Annotated in this window: 12 protein-coding genes; 7 read left to right on the top strand and 5 right to left on the bottom strand. The window is 69.9% G+C overall.

Going from position 1 to position 12429, the window contains the following annotated elements; genetic code table 11:
* Positions 1–9 precede the first annotated feature (9 nt).
* Positions 10–1299 carry an O-acetylhomoserine aminocarboxypropyltransferase gene (locus tag GBZ26_RS01775; RefSeq protein ID WP_038528179.1) on the top strand — a complete coding sequence of 430 codons (1290 nt, stop codon included), beginning with the start codon at positions 10–12 and terminating at the stop codon, positions 1297–1299.
* A 145-nt stretch (positions 1300–1444) separates the two neighbouring features.
* Entirely contained in the window at positions 1445–2107 is a 663-nt protein-coding gene (locus GBZ26_RS01770) for an SPOR domain-containing protein (protein WP_174437330.1), read from the top strand.
* Between the two features lie 4 nt (positions 2108–2111).
* Here GBZ26_RS01770 and GBZ26_RS01765 read toward each other — a convergent pair whose 3' ends face one another.
* Both GBZ26_RS01765 and cutA read right to left on the bottom strand, forming a co-directional pair.
* Positions 2112–3326 (bottom strand): MFS transporter, encoded by a 1215-nt coding sequence (locus tag GBZ26_RS01765; protein ID WP_174437329.1) that lies wholly within the window; start codon positions 3324–3326, stop codon positions 2112–2114.
* A 121-nt stretch (positions 3327–3447) separates the two neighbouring features.
* Complete coding sequence (gene cutA / locus GBZ26_RS01760; protein ID WP_174437328.1) at positions 3448–3762, bottom strand: divalent-cation tolerance protein CutA; 315 nt, start codon at positions 3760–3762, stop codon at positions 3448–3450.
* 92 nt (positions 3763–3854) lie between these two features.
* On the opposite strand from cutA, the gene GBZ26_RS01755 reads away from it, so the two are divergent.
* Positions 3855–4139, top strand: a complete 285-nt coding sequence (locus GBZ26_RS01755; RefSeq protein ID WP_174437327.1) for a hypothetical protein — start codon at positions 3855–3857, stop codon at positions 4137–4139.
* Positions 4140–4235: 96 nt separating this feature from the next.
* Positions 4236–4763, top strand: a complete 528-nt coding sequence (locus tag GBZ26_RS01750) for an isopentenyl transferase family protein (RefSeq protein ID WP_174437326.1) — start codon at positions 4236–4238, stop codon at positions 4761–4763.
* Between the two features lie 16 nt (positions 4764–4779).
* Here the strand turns inward: GBZ26_RS01750 and GBZ26_RS01745 are convergent, their stop codons facing one another.
* Positions 4780–8109, bottom strand: a complete 3330-nt coding sequence (locus GBZ26_RS01745; protein WP_174437325.1) for a PAS domain-containing protein — start codon at positions 8107–8109, stop codon at positions 4780–4782.
* Positions 8110–8167: 58 nt separating this feature from the next.
* Positions 8168–8467, bottom strand: a complete 300-nt coding sequence (locus GBZ26_RS01740) for a hypothetical protein (RefSeq protein WP_174437324.1) — start codon at positions 8465–8467, stop codon at positions 8168–8170.
* Between the two features lie 220 nt (positions 8468–8687).
* On the opposite strand from GBZ26_RS01740, the gene GBZ26_RS01735 reads away from it, so the two are divergent.
* Entirely contained in the window at positions 8688–10154 is a 1467-nt protein-coding gene (locus tag GBZ26_RS01735; RefSeq protein ID WP_174437323.1) for an FAD/NAD(P)-binding protein, read from the top strand.
* 22 nt (positions 10155–10176) lie between these two features.
* Here the strand turns inward: GBZ26_RS01735 and GBZ26_RS01730 are convergent, their stop codons facing one another.
* Complete coding sequence (locus tag GBZ26_RS01730; protein WP_343207193.1) at positions 10177–10626, bottom strand: cupin domain-containing protein; 450 nt, start codon at positions 10624–10626, stop codon at positions 10177–10179.
* 200 nt (positions 10627–10826) lie between these two features.
* Between GBZ26_RS01730 and GBZ26_RS01725 the strand changes: the two genes are divergently transcribed.
* Both GBZ26_RS01725 and GBZ26_RS01720 read left to right on the top strand, forming a co-directional pair.
* Complete coding sequence (locus tag GBZ26_RS01725) at positions 10827–11471, top strand: dienelactone hydrolase family protein (RefSeq protein ID WP_174437322.1); 645 nt, start codon at positions 10827–10829, stop codon at positions 11469–11471.
* Between the two features lie 77 nt (positions 11472–11548).
* Positions 11549–12427 carry an alpha/beta hydrolase gene (locus GBZ26_RS01720; protein WP_174437321.1) on the top strand — a complete coding sequence of 293 codons (879 nt, stop codon included), beginning with the start codon at positions 11549–11551 and terminating at the stop codon, positions 12425–12427.
* Positions 12428–12429 lie beyond the last annotated feature (2 nt).

The following is a 12429-nucleotide window of genomic DNA, read 5'->3' as shown; positions in this document are numbered from 1 at the left end:
GAAGCCATTATGAGCGAGCAGAAGTCCTTCGGTTTCGAGACCCGCGCCATCCACGCCGGCGCCGCCCCCGACCCCGCCACCGGGGCGCGCCAGACGCCGATCTACCAGACGACCAGCTTCGTCTTCGACGACGTGGACGACGCGGCCTCGCTGTTCAACCTCCAGAAGGTCGGCTTCATCTACTCCCGCCTGACCAACCCGACGGTGTCGGTGCTGGAGGAGCGGCTCGCCAACCTGGAAGGCGGCGCCGGAGCCACGGCCACCTCCTCCGGCCACGCCGCGCAGCTGCTCGCCCTGTTCCCGCTGATGGAGCCGGGCGACGAGATCGTCGCCTCGCGCAAGCTGTACGGCGGCACGCTCAACCAGCTCGGCACCAGCTTCCCGCGCGCCTTCGGCTGGAAGTCCGTCTTCGTGGACACCGACCAGCCGGAGAACGTCCGCGCCGCCATCACCGCGAAGACCAAGGCGATCTTCGTGGAAAGCCTCGCCAACCCCGGCGGTGTGGTCACCGACCTTGAGGCCATCGCCAAGATCGCCGACGAGGCCGGCATTCCGCTGATCGTCGACAACACGCTGGCGACGCCGTACCTGATCAACCCGATCCAGTGGGGCGCCACGCTGGTCGTGCACTCCACGACGAAGTTCCTGTCGGGCAACGGCACCTCGGTCGGCGGCGTGGTCATCGACAGCGGCACCTTCGACTGGGGCAAGTCGGGCAAGTTCCCCGCCCTGTCGGAGCCGGACGCCGGCTATCACGGTCTGAAGTTCCAGGAGACCTTCGGTCATCTGGCCTTCACCATCCACGGCCACGCCGTCGGCCTGCGCGACCTCGGGCCGAGCCAGGCGCCGCTGAACGCCTTCCTGACGCTGAACGGCATCGAGACGCTGCCGCTGCGCATGCAGCGCCACAGCGACAGCGCCCTGAAGGTCGCGCAGTTCCTGGAAAGCCACCCGGCGGTGGGCTGGGTCAGCTACGCCGGGCTGGAGTCGTCCAAGTACAACGCGCTCGCCAAGAAGTACCTGCCCAAGGGTGCCGGCGCCGTGCTGACCTTCGGCGTCAAGGGCGGCTTCGACACCGGCGTGAAGGTGGTGGAGAATGTCCAGCTCCTCAGCCACCTCGCCAACATCGGCGACAGCCGGTCGCTGATCATCCACCCCTCCTCGACCACGCACCGCCAGCTGTCGCCGGAAGGTCAGGCCCAGGCGGGCGCCGGCCCGGACGTGCTGCGCCTGTCCATCGGCCTGGAGAGCGTTGAGGACATCATCGCCGACCTCGACCGCGCGCTGTCCGCCGCCTGATGTCAGCCTCCCCCCGTCCGCCCCGGCGGACGGGGGATACCACGCAAGAGGTAGACATGACGCGAAGGGCTGAGCGCTGGCCGTTCCATTGACCTCCGCAGGTCATAGCACCGACCCTGACGCGAACAGGGCGGGGAAGCGGGGCATGAGCGGACGGCTCAGGCGGGGAGTGGCGGCGGTCGCGCTGCTGGGGCTGGGCGGCTGCGCGGGGGCGCCGGTGGCAATGACCGCCGCGTCCTTCGCGGTCGACGGGCTGCTGTATGTCGGCACCAGCAAGAGCAGCACCGACCACATGCTGTCGGCGATGCTGCAGCAGGATTGCGCGACCTTCCGCGTCCTGAGCCAGGGCTATGTCTGCAAGCCGGTGATCGTGCCGGTGGTCCGCAGCGCCGAGAGCGTGCCGGTCCCCCTTCCCGAGCCGGAACCTTCGCCGGTCCCCACTCCGCCACCGCCCGCACCGCTTCCCGTGACGGCGGAGGTGGAGATCGCCGCGAGCCCGCCGATGCCGCGCCCCACCGAACGGCGCTTCCTCGTGGTGGCGGGCAGCTTTTCCAAGCGTGGACAGGCGGAAGCCCAGCGCGCGCGGCTGGGCCATCCGGAGGCCGACATCGTGGCGGCCGACGTGCAGGGCCGGCGCATCCACCGCCTCGTCCTGCCGCCGGAGGACCGGCCGACCGCCCTGCGCCGCTTGGCCGAGATCCGCGCCGCCGGGGTCGGCGACGCGTGGCTCCTGACCTGGACCGGGTGGACGGTGGTCGCCGATCTGCCCGGCGACGCGCCCCACCCCAGCCTGCCGGACAAAATGTGAGCCGTTACTCCGCTGCCGCCATAGGGGCCGCGGCGGACTTGACCGGAACATCCCGGTCGCGCGGCAACAGCAGCGCCGCCGCGAAGGCGACCAGCGCCAGAACCGACAGCGTGACGTAGAGCATCACGAACTCGCCCGTCCGCTCATAGACCAGGGCGACGAGCTGCACGGCCAGCGGACCGGCGCCGAAGGACAGGATGAACTTGGCGCCATAGGCCAGCCCGCGGTGCCTCTCCGGCGTGTAGCGGGCGAGCAGAAGATTCTCCGCTGGGATCTGCACCTGGGAGGCGACGACGACCAGCGCCGCCGCACCGACCAGCGGCAGGTCGGCCAGGACCGCCACCGCCGCCATCATCGGCACCTGGACCAGCAGGCACAGGGTGTAGATGCGCTTCAGCGGGTACTTGTCCGCCAGATGCCCGCCGATGAGCTGCGGCAGGGCGGCGAACAGATAGACCGCCGTCACCACGCCGCCGACGCCCAGCGTGCTGCCGCCCAGCAGGTCGCTCAGCCGCGCCTCGAACAGCTTGGGCAGCACCACCTGCATGGCGTTGAACATCAGCCCGGCGCAGACCATCGTCACCGACAGCACGAAGAAGGCGCGGATCACGTCGCCGCGCGACGCCTTGGGGATCGGCTTCACGTCGCCCTGGCGATCCTCCACCTTGCCCAGCGCGATCAGCAGGGCAAGCACGACGCCCAGCCCCAGGCAGATCGCTCCCGGGATCAGGAAGGCCGAGCGCCAGCCCAGCCATTCCGTCAGGCCGCCCGCCACCACCGCCGCCGAGGCGATGCCGATGGTGCCGAAAATGCCCTGGTAGCCGAGCGCCTTGCCGCGGTTGGTGGCGTTCTTGACCATCCAGGCCATGCCCACCGGGTGGTAGATGGAGGAACCGAGCCCGAGAACCGCCAGCGCCCACAGCAGAGCCTCCGGACCGTCGGTCAGGCCGCAGGCGATGGTCCCCGCCCCGGTCAGCAGGAAGAAGACCGCCATCATCCGGCATTCGCTCCAGCGGTCGCCCAGCCAGCCGGCCAGCGGCGCGCCGACGCCGATCATCAGCGCGCCGAGCGTCCACAGACGGATCAGTTCGTCGTAGGGCAGCTTCCATTCCCGCTCCAGCACCAGGACGACCGTCAGGAACAGGGCCGTCACGATGTGCATCAGCGCGTGGCCGACCCAGGAAAAGCCGATCGACAGACGCGCCGATGTGTCGGTCATGGAAATTCTCCGCATCCGGATGATTTGCGCTTGAAAGCAACCTTCGCGAAGGTGGCACGCGGGTCGGAGGCGGTCCAATGCGCCGCCGTCATGGCGGGCATGCGGCGGCCGGCAGCGGGGCTCAGGCGGTCTCGTCGCGCAGCCAGTCCAGATAGGCCGGGTTGCCACGCCCCACCCTCAGCTCGACCACGCAGGGCACGTCGTAGCTGTGCAGTTCCCGCACCCGCGTGGCCAGCCGGTCGAACAGCTCCGCCCGCGTCTTGGCGATCAGCACCGCCTCATTGGCCTCCTCGATGACGCCCTGCCAGCGATAGATGGAGGTCATTCCGTCCAGGATGTTGGCGCAGGCGGCCAACCGCTCCTCGACCAGCGCACGGCCGATGCATCGGGCCTCGTCCCGCGATCCGGCCGTGATGTAGGCGAAGACGAATTCCATGGCCGAACCCTTTCGATGTAGAGTGCCCGAATCTTGCCACAGGCCGCCAGGGCGCAACAGCCAGGCCGCAACATCTTTCGAGGCGACGAACCATGGCCGCACCCCGACGCACCACGTCCCGACGCCGCCCCACCGAGGCGCAGGCGGCGTGGCTGCGCAACGGCCTGGACCAACCCGGCGGCAAGCTGCCCCTGTTCGACGGCGACGGCCAGCGCGTCAAGCGCCAGACCATCGAAAGCTGCCTGAAATCCGGCTGGGCGGAGCGCTGGTTCCACAACCCGCTGAAGCCCGACTGGCTGGTCTGCCGCTTGACCGACACCGGCCGGGCCGCCCTCGCCCCCCGTCCCGCAGCGCAGGAACTCGCCCAGGCGGAGTGACCGCCGGACGGGTGTCGAAACACTCCGTATGCACCATGTTGGGGTCCGCGAACGCTCGCGGCCCGACCGGACTTTGTTTTGTGACGGTATCAATCCATGCAGCTCTCGGACCTTGGCCAACGCATTTGCATCCTCGGGCCGTCCAACAGCGGAAAATCCACCCTCGCCGAAGCGATCGCGCGGCAGCACGGCCTTCCCGTCGTCCATCTCGACCGGCTGTACCACGCCCCCGATACGGACTGGGTGCCGCGGCCGACCGACGAGTTCATCGCCCTGCACGACACGGCCATCGCCGGCGAGCGGTGGGTCATGGAGGGCAACTACTCACGCTGCATCCCGCAGCGCTTCCAGCGGGCGACGGGGCTGATCTACCTGGATGTGCCCATGCCGCTCAGCCTGCTGCGCTACTTCCGCCGAACCCTGTTCGAACGGGAACGGCGCGGCGCGCTGGAGGGCCGCCGGGACAGCATCAAGTGGGAGATGATCCGCCACATCGCCGTCACCACCCCGAGAAACCGGGACAGAAATCTGCGCACCTTCGATCAGGCCGACCTGCCGAAGATACGGATCAACTCCGCGCGGGAGTTGAACGCATGGTACCGGTGCTGGGGCCTCACGCGATAAGGCCCCGGCGCGCGCTTCACGCCGGCACGGCCTTCAATTGCTGGTCCACCGCCGCCGCCAGTTCACGGGGGGTGACCGGTTTGTGGATCACGGTCAGCCCGTGGGCGGTGGCGTCCAGCAGGCAATCCGGCCCCGTCTCCCCGGTCAGGATCACCCCCGGAACCCCGGCGCCGTAGCGCTCGCGCACACGCAGGATGACCTCGGTCCCGATCCGCCCCTCGCGCAGCCGGTAATCGGCGATCACGATGTCGGGAACGCGGGTCTGTGCCGACAGACGCTCCATGGCCTGATCGGCGCTGCCCGCCGCCAGCACCGCATAACCCCACTCCGTCAGGATCAGCTGAAGACCCATCAGCACGATGGCGTCGTCGTCCACCAGCACGGCAAGGCGGCCCTGCCCCATCCCCGGCGCCTCACTCCCCGCGCCCGCGGCGGCGGCCACCACCGCTTCGCCCATCGGCACGAGCACCCGGAAGGCCGAACCCTTGCCCACCGCGGAACGCACCTCCACCGGGTGGTCGAGCAGCCGCGACAGGCGCCGCACGATGGCGAGACCGAGGCCGAGCCCCTGGTTGCGGTCGCGCTCCGGGTTGCCGACCTGATGGAACTCCTCGAAGATCCGCTCCAGATGGTCGTCGGGAATGCCCATGCCGGTGTCCTGGACGACGATGGACAGGAAGCGCCCGTCCGGACGGCACTGCACCCGCACCAGCCCGCTGTCGGTGTAGCGGATGGCGTTCTCGACCAGATTGCGCAGCAGCCGGCCCAGCAGCGTGCGGTCGCTGCGCACCCGCCCGGCGGCGACCTCCACCTGCCAGCCGATGCCCTTGCCGGCGGCGACCGGCGCGTAGGCGGCGCGGATCGGGTCCATCACCTCCGCCACGTCGAAATCTTCGAACACCGGCGTCACCACCCCGGCGTCGAGGCGCGACACGTCGAGCAGGCTGTCCAGCAGCCCTTTCAACGCGTCCAGCCCCTGCTCCAGATGGGTCAGGATCTTGGTGCCCGCGGGGGACGCGACATGGGCCGACAGGGCGGCGGTGAAAAAGAACAGCGACTGGAGCGGCTGGCGCAGATCGTGGCTGGCAGCGGCCAGGAACTTCGACTTGGCGAGGTTGGCGCGCTCCGCCTCGTCGCGGGCGGAGCGCAATTCGGCCTCCATCGCCTTGCGCTCGGTGATGTCCTCGGCGACGGTGATTCGGTAGGCCGGCTCCGTGCCGGTGATCCGGGCGAGCGAGGAGGTCACCCGCACCCACACCGCCCCGCCGTCCTTGCGGCGATACCGCTTCTCCAGGGCATAGCTGGCCAGCTCGCCGGAAAGCAGCCGCTCGATCAACTGTTCCTCCGCCGGAAGATCCGCTGGATCGGTGATGTCGCGGTAGGTCCGCCGCAGCAATTCCTCCCGCGGGAAGCCGACGATGTCGCAGATCTTGGCGTTGACGTCGAGAATGCGGCCATCCAACCCCACCCGCTCGATGCCCACCGCGGCCAGTTCGAAGACCGACCGGAACCGTTCGTCGCTCTGGCGGCGCGCCGTCTCGGCCCGGCGCAGGTCGGTGACCTCCATCACGACGGCGCCGACCGCCGCGACCTCCGTCCCCTCATGCACGGGGAATAGGGCGATCAGCCAATGGCGCGTCACGCCCGGCTCCTTGGGCGTCTCGCCCATCACCTCGCGGTAGGGAATCGGCTCGCCGGTGTCGAAGACCCGGTCGATCAGCGGCTCGACGCTGGCCGCGACGACGGGAAAAAGGTCCGCCAACTTGCGGCCCATATGGGCCTCCGCCAGGATGCCGTTGCTGTCGGCCAACTGCTCGTTGATGCGGATGTAACGGCGCTCGCGGTCGAAAAAGGCGAAGCCGACCGGCGCGTTCTGCAGCAGGCTGTTCAACTGGGCGAGCAGCGCGCTCTTTTCCCGGTTGGCGGAATGCAGCGCCGCTTCCCCCCACTTGCGGGCGGTGGTGTCCTGGAAGAAGACGGCCAGCCCGTCCGGAGACGGGAAAGCGCGCACGGCGAACCAGGATTCGAAGGCCGTGCAATAGTCCTCGAACTCGACGGGCGTCTGATCCCGCATGGCGCGGCGGTAATTCTCCCCGAAGGCGCTGGCAGCGACCTCCGGGAAAACGTCCCACAGTTCCTGGCCGATCAGGTCACGCCCTCCGGCGATCAGCGTCCGGGCGCGCTCGTTCATGAAGGTGATGCGCCAGCGGCGGTCCACCTCGAACACGCCGTCGGTGATGCTGCCCAGAACGGCGGCCATCTTGTGGACCCGCGCGCTGGCCTGCTCCCGGACCCGCTGCTGGCGGGCCAGTTCCTCGGCCATGCCGTCGAAGGCGCGGGCCAGCGTGCCGAGTTCGGACGACTGGTCGGCCACGCCGCTGCGCGCCGTCAGGTCGCCGGCCTTCCAGCGCTCCGCCGTCGCGACCAGTGCCGCCACGGGCCGCCGCAGGAACCGGCGGGCGCCCCACCAGACGGTGAGCAGGGTCAGCAGCAGGACCAAGGCAATGCCCGTCATCGCCTGAACCATCGCGCCGCGGATCGGACCTAGAACCTCGTCCCTGTCCAGGCTGACCACGACACCGATGCCGTCCGGGTCCTGCCCGGCCGGCTGATAGGCGACGATGTGCGGCCGCCCATCCTGTCCGGTCACCTCGGCCACACCGGGGTCGTCGCGGGACAGCAGCGCGACAAGGGAAGGGGGCAGCGCACCGTCCGCCTGCTCCGGCACAGGCGGCACCTGGGCCACCACCCGGTCGTGGCGCCCCACCAGCGTGATCCGCGCGTTGTCGGACAGCGGCGGCCTGGACAGGAAATCGACGATCCAGGAGATGTCGGTCATCGCCGCCACAACGCCCGCCGCCCGGCCCTCATCATCCTTGAAGGCCAGCGCCACGGGCATGGCGGAGCGGCCGTCCGTGCGGCGGAAGACATGCTCGCCCAGCGTCATGCGATCGCTGTCCAGCGCATCGCGGAAATAGTCGCGGTCGGCGATGGAGGTCCCCAGAGAGGCGCGGTCGGTCGAGCAACGCACCACACCATCCAACCCGGCGACCACGATGCCGAGATGACCGGGATACGACGCGCGCAGGTCGTCCATCATCGCCTGACAGGCCGGGGACCCGGGCGCGCGCGCCGGGCCGGCCTTCACCAACGTGCTCAGCACCTGCCGCAGCCCGTCGATCATGCGGTGCTGCTCCGCCTCGAACAGCGCGGCGAGGTGCAGGGCGTCCCGCCCCATTTCCGCCTCCCGCGCGGCACGCAGGGCCAATTCGTTCTTCACCTCGATGACGGCCGCCGGAATCATCGCCACGAGGACGAGCAGCAACAGGCGGTGAAGAAGGCTCATGCAGGACGGCTTTCGGAAAGTGATGCCGTGAAACCGTGCGGGATACGGGATGCTCCCGTCAACGGGTCCCGGTGGGGCTGCGGGTTGCCTTCCACACACCGGAGCGTTCGGCCCCGGCGGCGATGCGGCGGTCGGCAATCTCCGACTCCTCCACCTCGGCAATCCCGGCGTGCTTCAAAGCGCGCAGAAGGACGCTGCGGACGGTTGTCCCCTCCTCCTCCGCGCGGCGCCGGACAGCGCGCTTAACGCTCTGCGGCACCATGGCGGCCAACTGCACGTCGGGTTCACGCGCAGCGGATGGAGCCTGGTCGGTATCGGGCGGAAAGGCATGGGCGGGTCGGAAGGGGTGGTCGCGCATCGGTCCTGCCGTACATGGTTCGAAGGTGCGAAACACTCCCTGCTTATAGTTAATTTCTTGTTAACCAAAATCCCGCCGACGGTGTCCAGGGGAACTTGATACACCGGAATTGCGGTTGACCTGCACAATCCTGCACCGAACAGTGGCCGGCCGGGCCTTCCGGCGCCACGGCACCGGATCACCGCCCCCTTCGCACGGCCAGAGCAGAGGAGCGACGACGTTGTCAGCACGCCCTTCGAAACGCCGCATCGCCATCGTCGGAGCCGGCTTCACCGGCAGCGTCCTCGCCGCGCATCTGATGCGCCACGCCGATGAGCCGACCAGCCTGCACCTGATCGAACGCACGCCCAGCGTCGGCGCCGGGCTCGCCTACTCCACGCCCAACGCCGCCCATCTGCTGAACGTGCGCGCCTACAACATGAGCGCCTACCCGGACGACCCGCGGCATTTCCTGCGCTGGCTGTGGGCCCAGGACGACGGGACACAAGACGGCGAGGCCGGCGCGGTGCCGCCCAGCGGCCACGCTTTCGTCTCCCGCGCCCGCTATGGCGCCTACATCCAGGACGTCCTGCGGGAGGCCTTGGCCGCCGCCCCGCCCCACGTCTCGCTCACCGTGTCGCAGGCGGAGGCGGTGGACATCGCGTCGGACGCACGGGGCACCCGGCTGCGGCTGGGCAACGGGACCAGCCTGTCGGTGGACACGGCGGTCCTGTGCGTCGGCCACTTCGCTCCCTCGCCGCCGCCGGTGCCGGCGCCGGAGGTCTACGCCTCCAGCCGCTACGTTGCCTCGCCCTGGGACTGGCCGGCGCTGGCCACGATCGCCCCCGACGCGCCCGTGCTGATCCTCGGCACCGGGCTGACCATGGTGGACACCGTCCTGTCGCTGGAGGACCAGGGGCACCGCGGCCCCATCCTCGCCCTGTCGCGCCGTGGCCTGCTGCCGCAGATGCACGAGGAGACGCGGCCGTTCAAGAGCTTCATCCACCCGCAGGTGATGCCGCGCACCGTGCTGGACGTCCTGATCGCCCTGAAGGCCGATGTCCGCCGCGCGCGGGAGACGGGCATCGACTGGCGGTCGGCCTTCGACGCGCTGCGGCCCTACCATCACCTGATCTGGAGCCACCTGCCGACGGAGGAGCGCCGGCGCTTCCTGCGCCACGTCCGCCCCTACTGGGAGGTCCACCGCCACCGTATCGCACCCGAGGTGGCGGCCCGCATCGCCGCCCTTCGCGCGAACGGGCGGCTGACCATCCGCGCCGGGCACCTCCAGACGCTGACTCTCGTCCCGAACGGGGTTGAGGCAACCGTCCGCACCCGCGGGACGGAGGGAACCGTATGGACCCGGACGGTGGGGGCCATCGTCAACGCCACCGGCACCGAATGCGACTTCAGCCGGATCAGCCATCCGCTGGTCAAGGCGCTGCTGACGCGCGGTCTGGCGCGGCCCGACCCGTTGCGGCTGGGGCTGGACGTCACCGTGGACGGCGCCCTGATCGGCGAGGACGGACGGGAGTCGGACCGACTGTTCGCGCTCGGCCCGATCAGCCGCCCGCCGTTCTGGGAGATGACCGCGGTGCCCGAGTTGCGCAGCCAATGCGCCCAGGCCGCCCGGCACATCGCCCAGTTGCGGCGCCCCGCCTATCCGCTGGCGGAGCCGGTGTTGCTGGGCGCGCGGGCGGCGCCCTGAGCAAACTGCGTCACCGGCCCCCTCACCAGCGAGTGCCGTCGCGGTGCGTGAAGAGATCCGTCGCGCTGTCGTAGCGCAGATCCTCGTCCGGGTAATGCGCCTCGTCCCCGGCCGTGCGGTCGCCGACCTCCAGGTAGGTCGCCGGCTCGTCGGAACGGTTGACGAGCTGGTGCCCGTCCGGCTTTCCGGCCGGGAAGCCGGCGCACATGCCGGGGCGCAGGATCGTCTCGCCGGCGTCGGTGACCAGGGTCAGTTCGCCCTCCAGCACATACACGAACTCGTCCTGGCGGGTGTGCCAGTGCCGCAGGGCGGAGGCGGCGCCCGGCTCCAGCCGGGTCAGGTTGACGCCGAAGTTGGTGATCCCCAGCGGGTTGCCCAGCCGTTTGCGCAGGCGTCCGGCGACCGCGGCGCGGAACGGCTCAGGATAACCGGTGGCTCCGAGCTTCGCCCCGACGGCGGCGGGGTCGAGCACCGGAGGCTCTGGGGGAATGACGGGGACGGAGGGCTTGTCTGACAAAGGTGGGGCTCCCTTCGCCGGGGATCGATACCGATCTCTGGAATTGATCCGGGACCATCACTGTAGGCCGTCGGGCACGGACGGACCATCCGGCTTGTTAAGCCACCGGCCGGTTACCTCATCGAGGCAAGGCCCAACGGAAGGGGGAAAGGCGCATGGAGACGACGCTGTACATTCCACCGCTCGGCCTCGCGGGGCAATTCTCCGCACCCGCCGGCTTCGCAGCTGCGGTGATCTTCGCCCACGGCACTTCCAGCGGACGGACGAGTCCGCGCAATGTCCGCGTCGCCGCGCGTTTGCGGGACGCGGGATTTGCGACGCTGCTGGTGGATCTGCAGACGGAGGGGGAAAAGGCCGACCCGGCCAACCAGTTCGACGTCCACCGCCAGTCCGAACGGCTGCTGCTGGCCGTCCGCCACCTGCGCGCCACCACCGCGGTGGAGCGCAAGCCCATCGGCTTCTTCGGCGCCGGGTCCGGCGCGGCATCGGCATTGATCGCGGCAGGGCGCGCCGCGGAGCATGATGGAATCGGCGCCGTGGTCTGCCGCGGCGGGCGCCCCGATCTCGCGGAGGAGTGGCTGAACGCCGTCGCCGCACCCACCCTGCTGGTGGTCGGCGGCAAGGACGCCCCGGCGCTGGACCTCAACAACGACGCCCTTGCCCGGCTTCACTGCATCAAGGCGCTGGAGATCGTGCCGGGCGCCGGCCGTCTGTTCGAGGAAACCGGAAAACTGGATCAGGTGGCCGATTCCGCGCGCTCCTGGTTCACCACTCATCTGCTCAAGGCTGCCAACGGCTGAGCGCGGGTCGACAGCGGGAGCGATGCGGGCTACCTCTGGTTTCCCTGCCGCATCGCGGCACCCGGATCGGACCGCCCATGCCCCAGCTCGAAATTCTCAGCCACCGCCCCGCCGGACCGGCCAAGCCGGTGCCCCTGCTGTTCGTCCATGGCGCCTTCTGCGGCGCCTGGATCTGGGACGAGCATTTCCTGCCCTGGTTCGCCGAGCAGGGGTGGGAAGCCCACGCCGTGTCCCTGCGCGGCCACGGCGCCAGCGAGGGGCGGGGGCGGCTGAACAGCTTCGGCATCGCCGATTACGTGGAGGATGTGCTGGCCGCCGTGGCCTCCTGCTCGGCGCCGCCGGTGCTGATCGGCCATTCCATGGGCGGCATGGTGGTCCAGCGGGCCTTGACCCGCCGCCGCTTCCCCGGGGCGGTCCTGATGGCCTCCGCCCCGCCGCACGGCCTGCTGGAATCCTCGATGCGGCTGGCCTGGAGCGATCCCTACGTGTTCCAGCAGATGGGCATGCTGATGACCTTCTCCAACGGCATCGAGGCGGAGGCGGTGCGCCGCGCCATGTTCTCCGACCGGGTGCCGCTGGAGCTGGCCAAGCGCTACGAGCCGCTGATGCAGGAGGAGTCGCAGCGCGTGCTTCTGGACATCGGCGGCTGGATTCCCTTCCCGCTGCTGCCGGCCCGCGGCGCCCGCGTGGCGGTTCTGGGAGCGGAGGAGGACCGGCTGATCCCCAGGGACCAGGTCGAGGCCACCGCCCGCGCCTTCCGGACGGAGCCGGTGTTCTTCCCGGCGATGGGGCACAGCATGATGCTCGAACCCGGCTGGGAAGCGGTCGCCCGACACGTCGCGGACTGGGTGGAGGCGACCGTTCTGGAGAAGCCGGCGCGGGAGAAGCCGGCGCGGGAGAAGTCGGTGCCGACGGCGACGGTTTCGGATTCGGGCGCGCGCGCCGCCGCCGACTGACG

Source organism: Azospirillum formosense (genome assembly GCF_013340925.1).
GTDB lineage: Bacteria > Pseudomonadota > Alphaproteobacteria > Azospirillales > Azospirillaceae > Azospirillum > Azospirillum formosense.
This window is presented reverse-complemented; position numbering and strand designations above follow the sequence as displayed.